Annotated in this window: 17 protein-coding genes; 8 read left to right on the plus strand and 9 right to left on the minus strand. The window is 72.7% G+C overall.

Annotated elements, in window-relative coordinates; translation table 11 throughout:
- Window positions 1–142: 142 nt before the first annotated feature.
- The 3 genes from recA (at window position 143) to rny (ending at window position 4,596) form a co-directional block, all read left to right on the plus strand.
- Window positions 143–1,279, plus strand: coding sequence for a recombinase RecA (gene recA, locus ACA361_RS14895; RefSeq protein ID WP_375012549.1), 1,137 nt, complete (start codon window positions 143–145; stop codon window positions 1,277–1,279).
- 142 nt (window positions 1,280–1,421) lie between these two features.
- The gene (locus ACA361_RS14900) at window positions 1,422–2,591 is read left to right on the plus strand and encodes a regulatory protein RecX (RefSeq protein ID WP_375012550.1); all 1,170 of its coding nucleotides are present in this window, start codon (window positions 1,422–1,424) and stop codon (window positions 2,589–2,591) included.
- Between the two features lie 439 nt (window positions 2,592–3,030).
- The gene (gene rny / locus ACA361_RS14905) at window positions 3,031–4,596 is read left to right on the plus strand and encodes a ribonuclease Y (protein ID WP_375012551.1); all 1,566 of its coding nucleotides are present in this window, start codon (window positions 3,031–3,033) and stop codon (window positions 4,594–4,596) included.
- A 148-nt stretch (window positions 4,597–4,744) separates the two neighbouring features.
- On the opposite strand, the gene ACA361_RS14910 is transcribed toward rny, so the two are convergent.
- The 6 genes from ACA361_RS14910 to ACA361_RS14935 form a co-directional block, all read right to left on the minus strand.
- A complete protein-coding gene (locus ACA361_RS14910) occupies window positions 4,745–6,709 on the minus strand; it encodes a prolyl oligopeptidase family serine peptidase (RefSeq protein WP_375012553.1) in 1,965 nt (654 codons plus the stop codon).
- Between the two features lie 105 nt (window positions 6,710–6,814).
- Window positions 6,815–7,912 (minus strand): NAD(P)-binding domain-containing protein, encoded by a 1,098-nt coding sequence (locus ACA361_RS14915; protein WP_375012555.1) that lies wholly within the window; start codon window positions 7,910–7,912, stop codon window positions 6,815–6,817.
- Window positions 7,913–8,003: 91 nt separating this feature from the next.
- Window positions 8,004–8,996, minus strand: a complete 993-nt coding sequence (locus tag ACA361_RS14920) for an amino acid ABC transporter permease (protein ID WP_375012556.1) — start codon at window positions 8,994–8,996, stop codon at window positions 8,004–8,006.
- Window positions 8,993–9,694: an amino acid ABC transporter permease gene (locus tag ACA361_RS14925; RefSeq protein WP_375012557.1), complete on the minus strand. Its 702-nt coding sequence runs from the start codon at window positions 9,692–9,694 to the stop codon at window positions 8,993–8,995. Before ACA361_RS14925 ends, ACA361_RS14920 begins: the two co-directional genes overlap by 4 nt.
- Window positions 9,695–9,783: 89 nt before the next feature.
- On the minus strand, window positions 9,784–10,653 hold the full coding sequence (locus ACA361_RS14930; RefSeq protein ID WP_366613785.1) for a glutamate ABC transporter substrate-binding protein: 870 nt from the start codon (window positions 10,651–10,653) through the stop codon (window positions 9,784–9,786).
- 101 nt (window positions 10,654–10,754) lie between these two features.
- Complete coding sequence (locus ACA361_RS14935) at window positions 10,755–11,600, minus strand: amino acid ABC transporter ATP-binding protein (RefSeq protein WP_375012558.1); 846 nt, start codon at window positions 11,598–11,600, stop codon at window positions 10,755–10,757.
- A gap of 208 nt (window positions 11,601–11,808) precedes the next feature.
- Here ACA361_RS14935 and miaB point away from each other — a divergent pair, with 208 nt between their 5' ends.
- Both miaB and ACA361_RS14945 read left to right on the plus strand, forming a co-directional pair.
- Window positions 11,809–13,356, plus strand: a complete 1,548-nt coding sequence (gene miaB / locus ACA361_RS14940; RefSeq protein ID WP_375012559.1) for a tRNA (N6-isopentenyl adenosine(37)-C2)-methylthiotransferase MiaB — start codon at window positions 11,809–11,811, stop codon at window positions 13,354–13,356.
- Window positions 13,353–14,087, plus strand: a complete 735-nt coding sequence (locus tag ACA361_RS14945) for a class III extradiol dioxygenase subunit B-like domain-containing protein (RefSeq protein ID WP_375012560.1) — start codon at window positions 13,353–13,355, stop codon at window positions 14,085–14,087. The genes miaB and ACA361_RS14945 overlap by 4 nt, the downstream gene beginning before the upstream one ends.
- 30 nt (window positions 14,088–14,117) lie before the next feature.
- On the opposite strand, the gene ACA361_RS14950 is transcribed toward ACA361_RS14945, so the two are convergent.
- Complete coding sequence (locus ACA361_RS14950; protein ID WP_375012561.1) at window positions 14,118–14,354, minus strand: antitoxin; 237 nt, start codon at window positions 14,352–14,354, stop codon at window positions 14,118–14,120.
- 121 nt (window positions 14,355–14,475) lie between these two features.
- On the opposite strand from ACA361_RS14950, the gene miaA reads away from it, so the two are divergent.
- Window positions 14,476–15,399, plus strand: coding sequence for a tRNA (adenosine(37)-N6)-dimethylallyltransferase MiaA (gene miaA, locus ACA361_RS14955; RefSeq protein WP_375012562.1), 924 nt, complete (start codon window positions 14,476–14,478; stop codon window positions 15,397–15,399).
- A gap of 21 nt (window positions 15,400–15,420) precedes the next feature.
- A complete protein-coding gene (gene dapF / locus ACA361_RS14960; protein WP_375012563.1) occupies window positions 15,421–16,263 on the plus strand; it encodes a diaminopimelate epimerase in 843 nt (280 codons plus the stop codon).
- Window positions 16,264–16,580: 317 nt separating this feature from the next.
- Here the strand turns inward: dapF and ACA361_RS14965 are convergent, their stop codons facing one another.
- Together ACA361_RS14965 and ACA361_RS14970 are read right to left on the minus strand one after the other, a co-directional pair.
- Complete coding sequence (locus ACA361_RS14965) at window positions 16,581–18,587, minus strand: histidine kinase (protein WP_375012564.1); 2,007 nt, start codon at window positions 18,585–18,587, stop codon at window positions 16,581–16,583.
- A 408-nt stretch (window positions 18,588–18,995) separates the two neighbouring features.
- Entirely contained in the window at window positions 18,996–19,643 is a 648-nt protein-coding gene (locus tag ACA361_RS14970) for a TetR/AcrR family transcriptional regulator (protein WP_375012565.1), read from the minus strand.
- Between the two features lie 89 nt (window positions 19,644–19,732).
- Here ACA361_RS14970 and ACA361_RS14975 point away from each other — a divergent pair, with 89 nt between their 5' ends.
- Window positions 19,733–20,728 carry a hypothetical protein gene (locus ACA361_RS14975; protein WP_375012566.1) on the plus strand — a complete coding sequence of 332 codons (996 nt, stop codon included), beginning with the start codon at window positions 19,733–19,735 and terminating at the stop codon, window positions 20,726–20,728.
- Window positions 20,729–20,787 lie beyond the last annotated feature (59 nt).

The following is a 20,787-nucleotide window of genomic DNA, read 5'->3' on the forward strand; positions in this document are numbered from 1 at the left end:
GCACGGCGATTCGCGGGCAAATCCTCGGCCGGGAACATGATCGAACGGATGTTCGGTAAAGTCGGGGTACCGCGAACTGTCGGTGGCACCCCGTAACGTCGCCTCCGACACCGAAGGACAGACGGAAAAAGGGGCGAACCTCATGGCAGCGAACGACCGGGAGAAGGCTCTCGAGACCGCACTGGCCCAGATCGAGCGGCAGTTCGGCAAGGGCTCGGTCATGCGGATGGGCGAGGAGGCGCGGGCGCCGGTCGAGGTGATCCCCACCGGCTCGATCTCGCTCGACATCGCGCTCGGCATCGGCGGCCTGCCCCGCGGCCGGGTCGTGGAGGTCTACGGCCCCGAAGGGTCCGGCAAGACCTCCATCGCGCTGCACGCCGTGGCGAGCGTGCAGAAGAAGGGCGGTATCGCGGCGTTCGTCGACGCCGAGCACGCCCTCGACCCCGAGTACGCCGCCAAGCTCGGCGTCGACATCGACGCGCTGCTGGTCTCCCAGCCCGACACCGGCGAGCAGGCGCTCGAGATCACCGACATGCTGATCCGCTCCGGCGCCATCGACATCGTCGTCATCGACTCCGTGGCGGCCCTGGTGCCCCGCGCCGAGATCGAGGGCGAGATGGGCGACAGCCACGTCGGCCTCCAGGCCCGGCTGATGTCCCAGGCGCTGCGCAAGCTCACCGGCGCGATCAACCAGACCCGCACGACCGCGGTCTTCATCAACCAGCTCCGCGAGAAGGTCGGCGTCATGTTCGGCTCGCCCGAGACCACCACCGGTGGCCGCGCGCTGAAGTTCTACGCCTCCGTGCGCCTCGACGTCCGCCGCATCGAGACCCTCAAGGACGGCACCGAGGCGGTCGGCAACCGCGTCCGCGTCAAGGTCGTCAAGAACAAGATGGCCCCGCCCTTCCGCGTCGCCGACTTCGACCTCCTCTACGGCCAGGGCATCTCCCGCGAGGGCGGCCTGATCGACCTCGGCGTGGAGCACGGCTTCGTCCGCAAGTCCGGCGCCTGGTACACCTACGACGGCGACCAGCTCGGCCAGGGCAAGGAGAACGCCCGCAACTTCCTCAAGGCCAACCCCGACATGGCCGACGGGATCGAGAAGAAGATCAAGGAGAAGCTCGGCATCGGCCCGAAGGTCGACAAGGAGGCCGAGCCGGTCCCGGCCCCCGCGGGCGACACCCCGCCGCCGGCCGCGGCTCCGGCTCCCGCCGCCCGCGCCGCCGCCTCCGCCTCCGCCTCGCGCAAGGCCAAGACCCCCAAGCCGGGCGACTCGTGACCGACTGACGAGGATTCCCGATCCGGGTGTCTCTTGACGAAGGCTGAGGAATGATCTCGTACGCAGGGCGGCGGCGCCCCGTCCCGTACCCGGCCGGTACGCGGACCTTCCCCAACGGCGCCGCCGCTCCCGAGGGCCGTCGATGACGCGCGAGAACCCCTGGTCCACCGAGGACGACCCGGCCCCGCCCGTCGAGGACGACCCCTGGTCGTCCCTGGACGCCCCGCCGCCCCCCAACCCCTTCGCCACGCCCTGGTCCCGCAACGCCTGGACCAGGGAGAACGACGAGGGGCGAGAGGACGACGAGGGGCAGGAGAACGAGAACGAGGAGGACGCCCGAACGCCGGCGGGCACCAAGGCGGCCGAAAAGCCCCCAACCCCCTGGGAGCAGCAGAACCCCTGGACCCAGAAGCCGAGCCCGGCCCCTCACGACGAAGCCTCGGCCCGGGACGCCGGGGACGCTGGGGAGACTGAGGTCACTGGGGCCATCGGGGCCGCCACTGAGGTCATCGGGGCCACTGCCGCCGGTGAGCCGGACCGCGTCGACGGCCTGCCCGAGCAGGAGGACCGGAAGGCAGGGCGGCGCGGTTCCGCTGGGCCTGGGGACGGTGCGGCGCGGGGTGCCGGACGTGCTGCGGGCGGGCGGAAGCGGCGAGGGCGTACGGGCGCGAAAGAGGCGAAAGAGAAGGAGCGGGACGGCGGCTCGGTTCGGGAGTCACCGGGAGACGCTTCGAGCGCCGCGGCCGGGCGGCGCGTGCGGGCGGGCAGGGGTGCCGGAGGCGGTGAGCGGGCGGACGGCGCCGCGGCCGCTGAGGAGAACGCCGAAGGGCGGGCCCGGGAGATCTGCCTGCGGTTGCTCGGGATGGGGCCGCGGACCCGGGCGCAGCTGGCGGACGCGCTGCGGCGCAAGGGGATCCCGGACGAGGTCGCCGAGGGGGTGCTGAGCAGGTTCACCGAGGTCGGGCTGATCGACGACGAGGCGTTCGCCCAGGCGTGGGTGCAGTCGCGGCACAGCGGGCGGGGGCTGGCCAAGCGGGCGCTCGCGGCGGAGCTGCGGCGGCGCGGGGTCGCGCAGGAGACCGTGAACGACGCCGTGGAGACGCTGGACTCCGAGGAGGAGGAGCGGACCGCGCGGCGGCTGATCGAGCGGAAGGCGGCGGCGACGCGCGGGGTGGACCCGGCGAAGCGGATGCGGCGGCTGGTGGGCGTGCTGGCGCGCAAGGGGTATCCGCCGGGGCTGTCCTACCGGGTCGTGCGGGACGTGCTGGCGGAGGAGGGCACCGAGGTCGAGGAGATGCCCGACCCGGATTGATCATCGCGACACGCCGGAATGACCGCGGGCTCTGACCGGCCGGAAGGAGGCGGTCTGACTGCGATCGGGCAGGTCGGGGCCATTGCCGGGGCGGTAAGAGACTTCTTCCGTGGGCGTTCGGTTAGCCCGGAATGCCCTGGGTTTGCTTGCTCATTACCTCCCTGCCGCTTACCGTTACGGCAGTGAGGAGTTACTCCGCGCACCGCGGATTGCGATACGACCGAACACGTTCACGCAGCTGAGAGGCATAGAGGACTGACGTTGGCCGACCTCCCTGGAGGGGCCGTGGCCGCCGGGTGGAGTTTCGTGCCGCCCGGGCGCTGCCGCGTACCCGCCGGGCGTGCGGCGGCGTGCGCCGGTCCGCCGGTACGCGGGTGAATCCTCGCAGAGCAGGGCCTCGATCTCCGACGGGGCCCGCGGGCGAGGAAGGGTCTGCCTCATGGCTGAGAGCGTCCTGTTGGGTGCCGCGCTCCTGGTGACCCTGGTCGCTCTCGTCATCATGCTGCTGCGGCGGCCCGCCGGGCCCGGCGAGGACGACGGCCAGGCGCAGCGCGACGCGGACGAGATCAGGGCGGCCGCGCGGGCGGAGGCCGAGGAGATCCTCGCCAAGGCGCAGGCGCAGGCCGAGCGGATCGGCAGCGCCGCGCGCGGCGAGCTGGAGGAGGAGGCCCGGGTCCTGCGTGAGGACCTGCGCACCCTGCGGGAGGACCTGGAGCGCCGCGAGACCCGGCTGGCCGAGCGCGAGCAGCGCCTGGACGGCGAGGTGCGGCGCCTGGAGGAGTGGTCCGGCCGCCTCGCCGACTCCAAGCGGACGCTGGAGACGCGCAAACAGGAGCTCGGCAGGCTGGAGGACGAGCGCCGCCAGGTGCTGGAGCGCACCGCCGGGCTGACCGCCGAGGAGGCCAAGGCCGAGCTGGTCGCCGCGCTGGAGAACCAGGCCAAGCGGGAGGCCATCCCGATCACCCGGGAGATCGAGAACGCGGCGCGGCAGGAGGGCGAGAAGCGCGCCCGCAAGATCGTGACGTTGGCCATCCAGCGGGTGGCCGGCGAGCAGACCGCCGAGTCGGTCGTGTCGGTGCTGCACCTGCCGGGCGACGAGATGAAGGGCCGCATCATCGGGCGCGAGGGCCGCAACATCCGGGCCTTCGAGTCCACCACCGGCGTCAACCTGATCATCGACGACACCCCGGAGGCGGTGCTGCTCAGCTGCTTCGACCCGGTGCGCCGGGAGGTCGGCCGGCTGACGCTGGAGAAGCTCGTGCTGGACGGCCGCATCCATCCGCAGCGCATCGAGGAGGTGTACGAGCGCAGCCGCAGCGACGTCGAGCAGCTGTGCGTGCGCGCCGGCGAGGACGCCCTCGTCGAGCTCGGGATCACCGACATGCACCCGGAGCTGATCACGCTGCTGGGCCGGCTGCGCTACCGGACCTCGTACGGCCAGAACGTCCTCATGCATCTGATCGAGTCGGCGCACCTCGCCGGGATCATGGCGAGCGAGCTGCGGCTGCCGGTGGAGCTGGCGAAGCGCTGCACGCTGCTGCACGACATCGGCAAGGCGCTCACCCACGAGGTCGAGGGCAGCCACGCGCTGATCGGCGCGGAGATCGCCCGCCGGTACGGCGAGCACGAGGACGTGGTGCATGCGATCGAGGCGCACCACAACGAGGTCGAGGTCCGTACCGTCGAGGCGGTCCTCACCCAGGCCGCGGACGCGATCAGCGGCAGCCGCCCGGGGGCCCGCCGCGAGTCGCTGGAGGCTTACGTCAAGCGGCTGGAGCGGCTGGAGGAGATCGCCCGCGAGCAGCACGAGGGCGTGGAGAAGGTCTTCGCGATGCAGGCCGGCCGGGAGATCCGGGTGATGGTCAAGCCGGACTCGGTCGACGACATCCAGGCCCAGGTGATCGCCCGGGACATCGCCAAGCAGGTCGAGGGGGAGCTGACGTACCCGGGCCAGATCCGGGTGACGGTCGTCCGCGAGTCCCGCGCCATCGAGTTCGCCCGCTGACGCCTCGCCGCGCGCGCCGGCGCCCCACGGCGTCCCGTCCTGTCCCGTCCTGCGCTACGCCGTGCCGTTCGGACGCGCCGTGCCCGCCCCGGGGAGGGCCGCAGTGGGCGGGTGTTCGGGTGGCGGCCACTGCGGCGCTGCCGGTGCGTCAGCCTGTGGACAGGTCGATCGGGTCTACTCCTCGGGGCTGGAAGTTCAGCGTCTGGCCGTAGAAGGCGAGTTCGGCGCGCAGGCAGGCGATGACGGTCTCGGCGCGGCGGAAGCCGTGGGACTCGCCCTCGAACGTCAGGTACGCGTGGGGCGTCTTCTTGGCGGCCAGCGCCGCGGCGAAGCGCTCGGACTGGTCCGGCGGGACGACCGGGTCGTCCAGGCCCTGCAGGAGCAGGACGGGGCAGGCGGTCTCGTCGGCGCGGGTGAGGGGCGAGCGCTCCTCGTACGCGCGCTCGAATCCGGGCAGCGGGCCGATCAGGCCGAACAGGTACCGGGACTCGAAGTCGTGGGTGCCTTCGACGAAGCTCTTCAGCTCGCTGACGCCGTAGTAGCTCGTGGCCGCGCTGAACACCTTGGTCTGCGTGATCGCGGCGAGGGTGGTCCAGCCGCCGGCGCTGCCGCCGCGGATGGCCAGCCGCTCGGGGTCGGCGATGCCGCCCTCGACGAGGGCCTCGGCCGCGGCGACGGCGTCCTCGACGTCCACGACGCCCCACTGGCGGCGCAGCCGCTCGCGGTACGCGCGGCCGTAGCCGGTGGAGCCGCCGTAGTTGACGTCGACGATGCCGATGCCGCGGCTGGTGAAGTAGGCGCGTTCGAGGTTGAGGACCCGGGACACCCGGCTGGTGGGCCCGCCGTGGACGAACACCACGTACGGCGGCAGCTCGCCCTCGGCGCCCGTGTACTCGGGGTTGGACGGCGGGTAGACGTAGGCGTGCACGGGCCGCCCGAACGGCCCCTCGATGCGCTCGGTGCGGGGCTTCGGCAGGTACGCGACGTCCGGCAGCTCGGCGAGCTCGCGGCGCAGGCCCTCGACGCGCCCGGTGGTGGTGTCGATCCGCACCACGGACGGCGGGACGGCGGGGCCGCCCGCGATGCCCACGATGGTGGAGCCGTGCGCCGACAGCGCCGGCTGCCAGTCGTCGTACGGGACCTCCAGGTCGACCAGTTCGAGGGTCTCGGGGTCGTAGATGCCGAGCCGCTGGTCGCCCTCCCCGTGCAGGACGGCGAGGCGGCCGTCGTCCAGGAGGGCGTACGGCATGCCGCCCAGCTGCCAGAGGGCCCCGGCGAACTCCTCTTCGGCGGGGTAGAGGGCCTGCGGCGACTCGCCGTGGAGGCCGACCTGGTAGATGTTCCACCAGCCGGGCCAGTCGGAGATGACGTACAGGGACTCCTCGTCGCGCCACAGCGGGGCGATGGCGGATTCGGTGAGGCCGCCCTTGACGGTGCGGGGCGCGACCGTCCGGCCGTCCTCCAGGGCGGCGGCGCGGATCTCGGTGCCGTCCCAGGGCATGCGCGGGTGGTTCCACTGCACCCAGGCGAGGTGGCCGCCGCCGGGGGAGGGGGCGGGGCTCGCGTAGAAGTCGGCGCCGGTGACGAGCTCCCGGATGGCGGAGGCGTCGGCGGCGGCGCTGCCGTCCAGGGGGACGGCCACGATGGCGCGCCGGATGCCCTCGGGGGTGTGCCCCTCGCAGACGCACCAGATCTCGGTGCCGTCGGGGGAGACGACGGAGTCGGCGTAGCGCAGGCCGCCGGGGATGGCGGGCTCGGGCGTCAGGGGCCGCGGCTTGGGGTCGCCCGGGTCGAGCCGGTGGAGGCGCTGGTCGTCGTAGTTGGAGAAGACGATCGCGTGCCCCTCGCCCGTGCGTACGGGCAGGTAGGACCGGCCGCCGTACTCGTGCACGCGGGTGCGCGCGTCCCAGGGCGCCTGGAGGAGCTCGGTCCGGTGACCGCCATGGAGGTGGACGACCGTGGTCCGGCCGCCCTCTTCCGGCCGGGTCTCCTGCCACCAGACGTCGCTGTTGTGCACGGTGGGGAAACTGAGTCGCAGCCGGGCGCGGGCGACGTCGTCGGCTGATATCGGAGAGGGCCAGGAGCCGTAGGGAAGGGTCGCACGAGCGGTCATATGCGAATCGTCCCGCATACAGGGTTCGGTTGGGGCCATGACGGGGCAGTTGACCTCGGAAAGATACAACCCGTTCACAAGCGACCGCGCCGGGTGCCGGATCGCTCAGGTCCCGGCGGCGAGGGGGAGCGGGTCGAGCAGGCCCTTGATCTCGCGGACGGCGGCGCGGGCCGCGCGCCCTGCCCCGATCGTACTGGCAGAGGGCCCGTATCCGAGCAGGTGGATCCGCGGATCGGCGGCGGTGCGGGTGCCGTCCATGCGGATGCCGCCGCCGGATCCGCGCAGCCGCAGCGGCGCCAGGTGGTCGAGGGCGGCGCGGAACCCGGTGGCCCAGAGGATCACGTCGGCCTCGGCGGAGGTCCCGTCCGCCCAGGCGACGCCGTCAGGGGTGACGCGCGCGAACATCGGCAGCCGGTGCAGGACGCCGCTCTCGCGGGCGGCCCGCACCTCGGGCGAGAGGACGAGCCCGGTGGCGCCGACCACGCTGCCGGGCGGCAGCCCGCGCCGGACCCGCTCCTCGACCCGGGCGACGGCCTCACGGCCCCGCTCCTGGTCGAACGGCCCCTCGACCCATACCGGAGGGCGCCGGGTGACCCACGTGGTCTCAGCGGCCATCTCAGCGATCTCCATGAGCGCCTGCGTGGCGGAGGCCCCGCCGCCGACGACCACCACCCGCTTCCCCGCGAACTCGTCCGGGCCCCGGTACCCGGCGGTGTGCAGCTGGCGTCCCCGGAACGTCTCCTGCCCCGGGTAGTACGGCCAGAACGGCCGGTCCCACGTCCCGGTGGCGTTGATGAGCGCCCGCGTCCGGAACGTCCCCTCGGAGGTCTCCAGAACGAGCCGCCCGGGCTCGCCGGGCTCGCCGTGCCTTCCGGGCTCGCCGGGCTCGTCGCGTACGGACCGCACGTCCACGGGGCGGTGCACGTCCAGGGCGAATTCGCGCTCGTAGCGGGCGAAGTACTCGGACACCACCTCGGAGGCGGGACGGGACGCGTCCCGTTCCCCCAGCGGCATCCCCGGCAGGTCGTGGATCCCGTGGGCGGCACCCAGGGTGAGGGTCGGCCACCGGTACTGCCAGGCCCCTCCGGCACGCGGCGCGTGGTCGAACATCACGAAGTCCAGGCCGGCCCTGCGCAGGAAGTGGCCCGCCGACAGGCCCGCCTGCCCCGCCCCGATGACCGCCACGTCGTACGTCACGTCCACGCAAACCGCGGAGGGGGCCGCCGGATTCCCGGCGGCCCCCTCGCTCACGGCCTGTTCGCGCGTGCTTCCCGACCCTTCCGAACGCCGTTTCTCAGCCCTTGCCGCCGGGCTCGGCGAGCGCCATCCCGGGCGCGGGCGGCGCGCCGGTCCCGGTGCCGATCGTCTTGGCGGACGTCTTGCGGCTGCGCCGACTGCGCCTCTCCAGCATGTTGGCCAGTGCGCTCACCGCCATGTTGATCGCGATGTAGATGATCGCGACGACGATGCCGGCCTGGATGATGTTGTTGCCGAAGTTGGGCGGCACCTGCTTGAACCCGGCCTGCAGCAGTTCCGGGTAGGCGATGATGAAGCCCAGCGCGGTGTCCTTGAGCAGCACCACCAGCTGGCTCACGATCGCGGGCATCATGACCGTGATCGCCTGCGGGAGCAGCACCAGCCGCATCACGCCGTTCTTGCGCAGGCCGATGGAGTACGCGGCCTCCGACTGCCCCTTCGGGATCGAGTTGACCCCGGCGCGGACGACCTCGGCGAGCACCGAGCCGTTGTAGAGCACCAGCCCGAAGACCACCGCCGCGAACGCGGGGACGGTGACCACGCCCGCGTTGATCTCCACCCCGAACAGCCCGCCGAAGGTCTCGACCATGACCCGCTGGAACGTCCCGAGCGGGGACTCGGCGATCGCCGGGCTGATCTTGTTCGGCACGAAGAACGCCAGGAAGATCAGGATCAGCAGCGGGATGGCCCGGAAGAACTCCACCACCGCACCGGCCGGCAGCCGGATCCAGGCGTGGTCCGACAGCCGCGCCAGGCCGAACACGACACCGAACAGCAGCGCCAGCACCGAGGCGACCGCCGCGGCCTTCAGCGTGTTCCACAGGCCCGGGAGGATGAGGTTCGTCCACACGTCGGGCTGGAGGAACGGCTCCCAGAGCCGCCACGCGAACTGGCCCTTGTCGGCGAGCCGCAGCACGAGCGACGCGACGACGGCGCCCAGCAGCAGCACCGAGACGACGGTGAGGACGTTGTTGCGCCTGCGGGCCCGGGGACCGGGCGTGTCGAAGAGGATGCTCGCTTCCTGGCTCATCGCGCCACCGCCGTCCGCTTGGCCAGCCAGCCGAAGAAGAAGCCGGTCGGCAGGGTGAGGATCATGAAGCCCACCGCGACGCCGATGAACAGCGGCAGCGCGCCGCTGGCGAAGGACGGCTTCTCGATGAGGTCCTTCATGACGACGGCCGCCTCGGCGTAGCTCGCGGCGGCGGCCACGGTGGTGTTCTTGATCATGGCGATGAGGATGCTGCCCAGCGGCGCGACGACCGCGCGGAACGCCTGCGGCAGGATGATCATGCGCAGGGACTGGGTGAAGGTGAGTCCGATCGAGCGCGCCGCCTCCGCCTGGCCGAGCGGGACCGTGTTGATCCCCGAGCGCAGCGCCTCGCACACGAACGCGCCCGTGTAGCCGGACAGCCCGAGGACGGCCCACCAGTAGTAGGTGGTGCCGGTGTCCTTCGAGAAGGCCAGGCCCAGGACGTCGTTCAGCGCCAGGCTGCACATCAGCAGCACGAGGGTGAGCGGGGTGTTCCGGACGATGTTGACGTAGGTCGTGCCGACCCATCGGAGCACCGGCACGGGCGCCACCCGGAAGGCGACCAGGATCGTGCCGATGAGGAGCGACAGGACCGCCGACGCGAGCGCCAGCCGTACCGTCGCCCAGAAACCGTCGAGGATGACGTCGATGTTGTCGAAGAACGGGCCGAAGTCAAACAGGTCGAGTAGCTGTTCCATGGCGTTCCAGCGGGTCAGGGCCAGACCGGCACGCTCCCCGGGTCGGGTCTTCCGGGGAGCGCGCCGGCATGGCGGGCGTCAGCCTGGGATCAGGCGCAGCCCTCGAACTGCGGGACGGTGGTGACGGTCTTCAGGCCGGTGCCGGCGAAGTGCTTGTCGAGCAGGCTCTTGCCGGTGCCGTCCTGGTACATCTTGGTGATGGCCTTGTTGACGGCCTCGCAGGTCTCCTTGTCGCCCTTCTTGATGCCGACGCCGTACTTCTCGTCGGTGAACGGCGCGTTGATGACCTTGAACTTGCCCTTCTGCTGGTTGGCGAAGCCGGCCAGGATCAGGTCGTCGGTGCTGACCGCGTCGAGAGCGCCGGCGGCGAGCTTGGTCGCGCACTCGGAGTAGCTCTGTGCGTCCACCAGGTCGACGCCCTTGACGGCGAGCTTGCCGTCCGGCGGGCCCTCGGTGACGCGGCGGAACGAGTTGGAGCCGGCGGCCTTGCAGAGCTTCTTGCCCTTGAGGTCCTCGGCCTTCTTGATGCTGTTGTCGTCCGCGCGGACCATCGTGTCCTGGTGCGCGACGTAGTAGGGGCCGCCGTAGGTGACCTGCTGCTTGCGCGCGTCCGTGATGGAGTACGTGGCGATGACCAGGTCGACCTGGCCGCCTCCCAGGAACGACTCGCGGTTCGCCGAGGTGGTCTCCTTGAACGTGATGCCGCTCTCGGGGACGCCCAGTTCCTTGGCGATGTACTTGGCGACGTCCACGTCGAAGCCCTCGAACGTGCCGTCGGGCTTCTTCAGGCCGAGCGCCGGCTGGTCGTACTTGATGCCGACGGTGATCTTCTTGGTGTCCTTGGCCTTCTGCGCGACCGTCTTGGCCTCGGTCTTCTCGGTGTCGGCGCCACAGGCCGTCAGGGCCAGGGCAAGCGCGGTCGCCGCACCGATGGCGGCGCCGAAACGACGTACTCGCATGTGCTGGTTCTCCCTCTGCTATCGCCGGAGCCGTACAAGTGCTCGACGCGGGGTCTCAAACGGTTCCGGAGGCGCCTCGACGAGCGGCCCCCGGTGAAGCCTCAGTGTGTAAGGATCTTGGAAAGGAAGTCCTTGGCGCGGTCGGTGCGCGCGTTGGTGAAGAACTCGTCGGGGGTGTTCTCCTCCACGATCTGGCCGTCGGCCATGAACACGACCTTCTGCGCGGCCCGCCGGGCGAACCCCATCTCGTGGGTCACCACGATCATGGTCATGCCGTCCCTGGCCAGCCCGGTCATGACCTCCAGCACCTCGTTGACCATCTCCGGGTCGAGGGCCGAGGTCGGCTCGTCGAAGAGCATGACCTTGGGCTTCATCGCGAGGCTGCGCGCGATGGCGGCGCGCTGCTGCTGCCCGCCCGAGAGCTGCGCCGGGTACTTCTGCGCCTGGTTGGCGATCCCGACGCGGTCGAGCAGCTCCATCGCGTGCTTCTCGGCCTCGCTCTTGGACGACTTCCGCACCTTGATGGGGCCGAGGGTGACGTTGTCCAGGATCGTCTTGTGCGCGAACAGGTTGAACGACTGGAACACCATGCCGACGTCGGCCCGGAGCTTGGCCAGCTCGCGGCCCTCCTTGGGCAGCTCCTTGCCGTCGACCCTGATCACGCCGTCGTTGATCGGCTCCAGCCGGTTGATCGACCGGCACAGGGTCGACTTGCCGCCGCCCGACGGGCCGATGACCACGACCACCTCACCGCGGTTCACGGTGAGGTTGATGTCCTTGAGCACGTGCAGGTCACCGAAGTGCTTGTTGACGTGCTCGACCTCGACGAGGGGCGCGCCCGCCGCGCCGTCGTCGTCCCGGGAACCGCCCTTGGCGACCTCGGGGTCCTGGGGTTCGCCCTTGGTGACCTCGGGGGTGACCTCGAGCTCGTCTCCGCTGTCCGTCATGGAGCCGGACTTTACGTCATCGCCGCTCACCGGCGACTCTCGGCGCGGTACCGATCCGATCACGAATCCGCACGTCGGCGGCATGATGGGCGATTGCGGGCGGGACCTGCGCGGAGTCACCGCGCGGTGATCATCCGATGACCGCGCCGGGCGGCCGCGCTGATCGCGTACGCGGAGCCGGTGCCTGCGCGTACCCTTGGTGACTGTCATGAATGCGCCCATGGAGACCGGCGCCCGCACGTACGAGATCCGTACCTATGGGTGCCAGATGAACGTCCACGACTCCGAGCGGCTGTCCGGGCTGCTGGAGGACGCCGGCTACGTGCGCGCGGGGGAGGGCGACCCCGATGTCGTCGTCTTCAACACCTGCGCCGTACGGGAGAACGCCGACAACCGCCTCTACGGCAACCTCGGGCATCTGCGTCCCGTCAAGGACGGCCGCCCGGGGATGCAGATCGCGGTCGGCGGGTGCCTGGCGCAGAAGGACCGCGACACGATCGTCAGGCGGGCGCCCTGGGTGGACGTGGTCTTCGGGACGCACAACATCGGGTCGCTGCCCGCCCTCCTGGAGCGCGCCCGCGTCCGGGACGAGGCGCAGGTCGAGATCGAAGAGTCCCTGGTGACCTTCCCGTCGACGCTGCCGACGCGCCGCGAGTCGCCGTACGCCGCGTGGGTGTCGATCTCGGTGGGCTGCAACAACACCTGCACGTTCTGCATCGTGCCGTCGCTGCGCGGCAAGGAGAGGGACCGCCGCCCGGGCGAGGTGCTGGCCGAGGTGGAGGCGCTGGTCGCCGACGGGGTCCTGGAGGTCACCCTGCTGGGCCAGAACGTCAACGCCTACGGGTCCGGCTTCGGCGCCCTGGCGACCGCGCCGGACGAGGTGCGCGCCATGACGGCGGGCGGCCAGAGCGCCTTCGCCGGGCTGCTGCGCGCCTGCGGCGGCGTGGAGGGCCTGGAGCGCGTCCGCTTCACCTCGCCGCACCCCAAGGACTTCACCGACGACGTCATCGCCGCCATGGCCGAGACGCCGAACGTGATGCCGTCGCTGCACATGCCCTTGCAGTCGGGTTCCGACGCCGTACTGAAGGCGATGCGCCGCTCCTACAGGCAGGAGCGCTTCCTCGGCATCATCGACAAGGTCCGGGCCGCGATCCCGGACGCCGCCATCACCACCGACATCATCGTCGGCTTCCCCGGCGAGACGGAGGAGGACTTCGAGCAGACCCTCCACGTCGTGCGGGAGGCGCGGTTCTCCGGGGCGTTCACGTTCCAGTACTCCAAGCGTCCCGGCACCCCCGCGGCCACCATGGACGGGCAGCTGCCCAAGGAGGTCGTGCAGGAGCGGTACGAGCGGCTCGTCGCCCTCCAGGAGGAGATCTCCTGGGAGGAGAACAAGAGGCAGCTCGGCCGCAAGCTGGAGGTGCTGGTCGCCGAGGGCGAGGGCCGCAAGGACGGCGAGACGCGGCGCCTCTCCGGGCGCGCCCGCGACAACCGCCTGGTCCACTTCCGGGCGCCCGACGAGGCCGCCGGGGCGGTCCGGCCCGGCGACATGGTGACGGTGGAGGTCACGTACGCGGCGCCCCACCACCTGGTGGCCGACAAGCCGGTCGAGGCGGTCCGCCGCACCCGCGCCGGCGACGCCTGGGAGGCCCGCCAGGGCGCGGCCGCGCCGCAGGGCGTCGCGCTCGGCATGCCGGGCATCGGCCGCCCGGCGCCCGCGCCTGCCGCCGCCACGGGCTGCTCGACCTGCCCGTGAACGTCGCGCGCAGCATGCTGGTCTCCGCGGCGGTCTGCCCGCATCCGCCCCTGCTCGTCCCCGCCGTGGCCGGCGCGGCCGCGGCGGAGCTGGACGCGCTGCGCGAGGCGTGCCGCACGGCGGTGGGACGCCTCCGGTCCGCCGTGGAGGCGAACGAGGGCTGCGTCCTGTACGTGGTGGGCGGCGACACCGTCACGCGCGCCTACGGGCCGGGCGTGACCGGCTCGCTGCACCCTTACGGGCTCGGCGAGCGGCCGGAGCGGGACGCGACCGTGCTGCCGCTGTCTTTGACGATCGGCGAGTGGCTCCTGCGCGACAGCGGTCTGGACGCGCGCTTCCAGGGGGTCGCGTACGACGCCTCTCCTGAGGAGTGCGCGCGGCTCGGCCGGGAACTGGCCGGTTCGGCCGGCCGGGTGGCGCTGCTGGTGATGGGCGACGGGTCCGCGTGCCTGACGGAGAAGGCTCCCGGCTACCTCCACCCGGCCGCGGAGGCGTACGATGCCGCGGTGGCCGGTGCCCTGAAGCAGGCCGACGCCCCCGCCCTGGCGGGCCTCGACCCCGAGGTCTCCCGGGACGTCCAGGCTGCAGGGCGCGCGGCGTGGCAGGTGCTGGCGGGCGCGGCCGTGACGGCTCCGGCATCCGCCCGTTACCGATCCGAGTTGCTGGCCTACGAGGCCCCTTACGGCGTCGGCTACTTCGTGGCGTCCTGGGAACGGGAAGGCGTCACGTGACGGTGACGGCGGACGCGGGCCGGGTCGCGTTCAGAGGCCGCCGTCGCGCGGCCGGCCCTCGTCGCCCTGCTGCCCCTGCCGGCCCTGGGGACCCTGCCCGCCTTGCCTGTCGATGTAGTCGCCGGCCCGTTCCTGGGCCTTGTCGACATGCTGGGCGTACTTGCCCCCGGTCCGCTGGTCGAGCATGTCACCGCCCTTCTCGACGCCCTGCCGGGCCTTGTCCCCGTGCTGGCCGAGCATTTCCTTCACCTTGTCGACGATGGACATCTGGCTCCCCCCGGATCCCTCGTCCCGATGCTGCGTGGGCGGCACCGGGCGGTGCGCGCCCGATGCCTCTTACGTACGGATCTCTACCCGTTCCGCCGGTTCCGTCACCAGAAGTAGGCCAGTGACCAGCACAGCCGTCATCGCAGTCGTGGGCCCGACCGCGGCGGGGAAGTCCGATCTGGCCGTCGATCTGGCGCTCCGGCTGGACGGCGAGGCGATCAACGCGGACTCCATGCAGCTGTACCGCGGCATGGACATCGGCACCGCCAAGCTCACCGCGGCCGAGATGCGCGGCGTCCCGCACCACCTCCTGGACATCTGGGACGTGACCGTCACCGCGAGCGTCGCCGGGTACCAGCGGCTCAGCGCGGACGCCATCGAGGCGGTCCGCGCGCGGGGCCGGGTGCCCGTGCTGGTCGGCGGGTCCGGGCTGTACGTGCGGGCCGCGCTCGACCACATGGAGTTCCCCGGCACCGATCCGGACGTCCGGGCGCGGCTAGCCGGCGAGCTGGCGGAGGCCGGGCCCGCGGCCATGCACGAGCGGCTGCGCGCCCGCGACCCGGCGGCGGCCGCGGCGATCCTGCCGAGCAACGGGCGGCGGATCGTCCGGGCGCTGGAGGTCATCGAGATCACCGGGCGGCCGTTCAGCGCGACGATGCCCGAGCGGCGCTACCGGTACGAAGCCGTGCAGATCGGGCTCACCGTCCCCCGCGAGGAGCTGGACGCGCGCATCGCCCTGCGCGTGGAGCGGATGTGGGAGGCGGGCCTGGTCGAGGAGGTCCGCGCGCTGGACCGCGACGCCCGCCTCCGGGACGGCCTCACGGCGAGCCGCGCGCTGGGGTACGCGCAGGTCCTGCGGTTCCTGTCGGGGGAGTGGACCGAGGAGCGCGCCATGGAGGAGACGATCCGGACGACGCGGCGTTTCGCCCGGCGCCAGGAGTCCTGGTTCCGGAGCGACCCGCGGGTGCGCTGGCTCCCGTACGACGCCCCCGACCTGCTGGAGCGGGCGCTGGCGGCCGCGTGCGGCGGTGACGGCGCGGGCTGACGGGGCAATACGATCGATGCCATGCGGTTTGTCAAGGGACATGGGACCGAGAACGACTTCGTGATCCTGCCGGACGCGGCCGGCGCGCTCGAACTGGACGCGGCGTCCGTGGCGCGGCTGTGCGACCGGCGGGCCGGGATCGGCGCCGACGGGGTGCTGCGCGCCGTGCGCGCGAAGGCCGCCGGGGACCCGGCCGCCGAGGCGCAGGCCGGTGACGCCGAGTGGTTCATGGACTACCGCAACGCCGACGGCGGCATCGCGGAGATGTGCGGCAACGGCGTCCGGGTGTTCGCCCGCTACCTGGTCGACTCCGGGCTCGCCGCCCCGGGCGAGTGGGACGTCGCGACCCGCGCGGGGCTGCGCAGGGTGACGCTGGGCGCGTCCGGCGACGTGAGCGTCGACATGGGGCCGCCCGAATACCTGGGAACGGGCGAGGCGTCGATCGCGGGGCGTGTCCACACCGGCACGCGCGTGTCCATGGGCAACCCGCACCTGGCCTGCCCCGTCGGCGAGCCCGTGGCGGGCCTCGACCTCACGCGCGCGCCCGCGTTCGACCCGGCGGCCTTCCCGGACGGCGTGAACGTGGAGTTCTACCGCCCGGTCGGGGAGCGCCACGTGGAGATGCGGGTGTACGAGCGCGGTTCGGGCGAGACGCGCTCCTGCGGGACCGGAACCGTCGCCGTGGCGGCCGCCGCGGCGACGGACTCGGGCGTCGCCGAGGGGGACGCCGCGGGCGAGTGGATCGTCGACGTGCCCGGCGGGCGGGTCGTGGTCACCCTCGACGGGCGGACCAGCCACCTGCGCGGCCCGGCCGTCCTGGTGGCCGAGGGAGAAATTCTTTCCGGGTGGCTGCGGGGCTCCTGAGCGGCCGGCGGCACTTCCGCGACGTTCTGACCTGGGCTTTTGCCCCTAGAGCGGCATGCTTCCGGTGGTTCGCCCGGCCGTCCCCCGTACCGTCCCGGGAATATCGGGACGAGTGTCCCTGACCAATGGGACCGAAAGGCGCTACCTTCAGTAGTGCACACCCTCTGGTGAAGGCCCGCTCGGATCGGGATGGGAGCCCCGATCCGGGTGGCGCCGAGGGCCGGTGGCTCCTTCTTGGCGGGGGGCGGCCACCGGCCCTCCACTCCAGTAGAGAGTGGAGGGCACGCCTGTAGAGCGGCCCGCGATCCTGCGCGAAGCTAAGCGATCTCCTGCGACGGCCCCATGCCGCCGCTACCGCCACCGCCTCCGTTGGCGCCGACCGGAAGCCTCGCCCGGACGACCGTTCCCCCTTCGGGACCGGGTTCCACCGTGCACGATCCACCGATCTCGGCGGCGCGCTCGCGCATGGACGACATCCCCACGCCCGTACGGGCGCCGGCCGCCATGCCCACACCGTCGTCCCCCACCAGGACGTGCAGGTCGCCGTTCACCGAGAGCCGGACGACCGCGCTGCCCGCCTGGGCGTGCCGGTAGACGTTGGTGAGGGCCTCCTGGACGATCCGGTACGCGGCGACCTCGGCGGCGGCGGGCAGCTCGCCCAGATCGCCCTCCACCTCGACCGCGACCTCGGGCCCGTCGCCGGTCGCGACGACGCCGCCCAGGGCCCTGATGGCGCCGGCCAGGCCCAGATCGTCCAGCGCGGGCGGGCGCAGGCCGTACACCAGCTCCCGGATGTCGCCGATGGTGCGGCCCATGGTCAGCCGCAGGTTCTCCAGCAGCGCGTCCACCGCGGCCGGGTCGGACTTGAGCGTGATGCGCGCCGCGTCCACCGTCATGGCGAGGCTGGCCAGCGTGGGGCCGAGGCCGTCGTGCAGGTCGCGGCGCAGCCGGCGGCGCTCCTCCTCGCGGGTGCGCAGGATGCGCTCCCTGGAACGTTGCACGTCGGCGGCCAGCCGCGCCGAGCTGGTCAGCTCGGCCAGGTTGCGGGCCAGGATCCCGGCGGTCCGGGCGTCGGGCCGGCGGGTGACGCCGAACAGCAGCCGGCCGACCGGCTCGCCGTGCCAGACCAGCGGGATCAGCTGGGGCGCGTCGCCCAGCTCGCCGTCCTCGCTGGCCGTCGCCGTGCGGCCGTCCCGGTCGAGCACCTCGATCCGGACGCCGGTCGCGCGCAGCGCCTCGCGGACCATCGAGGCGGCGGCGGCCAGCGCGGCGGCGGGGTCGGCGGTGGTCTGCAGCCGGCGGTTGAGCCGGTCGGCGATCCGGTACGGGTCGCGCTCGCCGTGGATCAGCCGGTCCACGGCCCGCTGGAGGCGGCGCCGGGCGGGCTCGAACACCACGCCGGCGGCGATCGCGCCGAACAGGCCGACCATCGGGCCGCGCCCGGCGAACACGTTGCTGATCAGCCCGACCAGCGCGAAGTACACGCCGGTGATCACCACGACCAGGCCCGCGTACACCAGGGTCCGGCCGATGACCAGGTCGATGTCGTACAGCCGGTACCGGGTGATCGCGATGGCGATGCAGATCGGGACGACGGCGATCGTGACGTTGCGGACCGGGTCGCTGATCGGCGTGGTCTCGCCGATGTAGATGATCGCCATGGCCAGCACGCCGGGGTAGATGATCCAGCCGATCTGCCGCCGGACGTCGGGCGCGGAGCGCAGGAAGCGCAGCACGACCGAGAGGAACCCCAGCGCCAGCGTGCCGAGGATCGTCACGCTGATCGCGAGCGGGATGTCCTGGAACGGGTAGACCGAGACCCCGTTGTGCCAGCGGCGCGCGTCCGGGTCGATCGTGAGATGGACGCAGACGATGAGCGGGACGGCGCAGGCCACGGCCAGGACGGGCCGGAACCAGGCCGACACCAGCCGCCCGTCGGGGAAGATCAGCGGCAGGACCAGGGTGAGCCCGAAGGTGTCCACGGCCCAGAGCCAGACGCCGAGCCAGGTCAGGAACGCGGCCCCGGGCAGGTCGTGCAGCTCGAAGAGCGGTCCGAGGTTGAGCGCGAGCACGTAGACCGCCGCGCTCGTTCCGCAGCCCAGCATCAGCAGGCCGACCCGGAGGCGGGGCCGGTACCGCAGGAGCAGCGCGGCGACCGGCGTCCAGAAGAGCGCGATGACGATCTCCGGGTGCCACCAGACCAGCCGCAGCGGCTCCGGCAGCCAGCGTCCCGCGATGAGCGAGGCGGCCACCGCGGCGAGGGCGGCGAGCGCCACCGGCACGGGCCAGCGGGCGGGCCCGCCACCGCGATCCTCGGTCACCATGCGCTCTCCACGCGTTAAAAGTAATGGAATGTTAAAACTTCTCGCCGGGCGCATCGCGGGTCAAGAGGCGGCCGCCTCAGGACAGGGGCGCGCCCGGGCACGCCGGAGCGCGCCGCGGCGGGTCGGCGGCGCGGCGTTCGTGCGAGCGCGTGGAGGCTGGGATGCACGGGTGGCGGGGTCGGATGGCAGGGGCGAAAGGGCGGAACGAGAGGTACCTGCCCGGCCGGTGCGGCGGGGCCGATGGCTAAGAGGTACCCGAATCGCGCAGATCGGGGCAAGACCCCCAGCGCGTCTCCGCGGCGGACGGCCGGATCCGCGGCCCGATCGTGATCTTCGCGGCGCGGCGCGGCCGGATCGGCCGAACGGCCCTGACGGGCGGGCCGGGCGGGACGGGCGGGCGCGGCGCGGTCAGGAGCCTGAGACGGCCTCCGTGGAAGAGCCCGTGGTGGCGCCCGGCATGAGGAGGCTCTCGCGGGCCATGGCCCGGACGCCCGCCCGCAGCTCCTCGGGGGAGATGTCCTCCATGATGAGCCGCTGCAGCAGGAACCCGGGGACGATGCCGAAGATCGCCTTGCCGGCCGCCTGCGGGTCGGTGCCGGGCGGCAGCATCCCCGCCTGGACGCACCGCCGGGCGTACTCCGTCCAGTGCGCGCGCAGGCCGACGACGTTCTGCTGCACGTACCGGCGCAGCTCGGGGTCGTACATCGCCAGCGCCCATGCCTGCGGGGCGAGCCGCATCGTGCCGTCCGGGCCGCTCAGCAACACCACCCGCTGGGCCACGCGCACCACGAGCTCGTCCAGCGGCAGCACGGGGTCGTGCCGGGCGAGCTCGCCCAGGAACACGTGCAGGTCGCCGATCACCATGCCGGTGATGGCCTCGATGATCTCGGTCTTGCTCTTGAAGTAGCGGTAGACGGCCCCGGCCGAGAGGCCCGCCTCGGCGAAGATGTCCTGCATCGAGGTGGCGTGGACGCCCTCGCGGATGAAGCAGGTCCGGGCGGCGTCCAGGATCTGCTGCCTGCGCCGTTCCAGGTGCTCGGGGCTCACTCGTGGCATGCGGCCCAACCTAAAACGAATGTTCGTTCTTGACAACACGGCGTGCCGGGCGCACCCTGGTGCAGACAAAAGAACGGACATTCGCTTTCTTGGAGGGGACCGTGAACTCCTCGCTCGCCAAGCGGGCCGTCGGCGTCACCCTCGGCGCCGTGGTCCTGCAGCTTCTGATGATCGTCGCCTTCTCCTGGCCGGCCGCCCGCACCGCCCCCAACGACGTGCCGATCGTGACGGCCGGCCCGCAGGCCGCGGCCGCGGCCGCGCGGCTGGACCGGCAGCTCCCCGGGGCGTTCGAGGCGTCCGCCGTCGCCGACGAGGCGGCGGCCCGGAAGGCGCTGGCCGACCGGGAGGCGTACGGCGCGATCGTCGCCACGCCCGCCGGGCCCCGGGTGCTGGTCGCCTCGGCGGCCTCCCCGGCCGTCGCGCAGCAGCTCACCCAGCTGGGCGCCCAGCTCGCCGGAGCGCCGGCGGGCGGCGCCGTCCAGGACGTGGTCGCGGCCGACCCCGACGACCCGCGCGGGGCCGGGTTCGGCGCGCTGGCGCTGCCGCTGATCATGTCCAGCCTCGCCGCCGCGGTGCTGCTGACCTTCGCCATCCCCCGGCTCGGCGCCCGGGCCGCGGCGCTGGTGGCGTTCTCGGCCCTCGGCGGCCTCGCCGTGGCCTGGCTGGCGCAGGGCTGGCTGTCGGTGCTGCCGGGCTCCTACGCGGCCGTGGCCGGGGTGATGGCGCTGGCGATCCTGGCCGTCTCGGGAACGGTCACGGGGCTCGCCGCGGTGCTCGGGCGGCCCGGGATCGGGCTGGGCGCGCTGACCCTGCTGCTCCTGGGCAACCCGCTGTCGGCGGCCGCGTCCGCGCCGGAGCTGCTGCCGCAGCCGTGGGGCGAACTCGGCCAGCTGCTCCCGCCCGGCGCGGCGGCCACGCTGCTGCGCTCGGTGGCGTTCTTCGACGGTGCCGGCGCGGGCGGGGCGCTGACCGTCCTGCTCGTCTGGGCCGGGGCCGGGCTGCTCCTGCTCGGGATCGGCGGCCTGCGCGGCCGCGGCGGGGACGCCGCCGTCGCCCCCGAACGGGAACCGGCCCTGGCGTCGTGACCCCGTCCGCGCGCACGCGCGGCCGGAAACGGCCCCGGCCGGTGACATCGGCCCGATGT

The sequence above is a fragment of the Actinomadura sp. 21ATH genome (assembly GCF_041951345.1).
Taxonomy (GTDB): Bacteria; Actinomycetota; Actinomycetes; order Streptosporangiales; family Streptosporangiaceae; genus Spirillospora.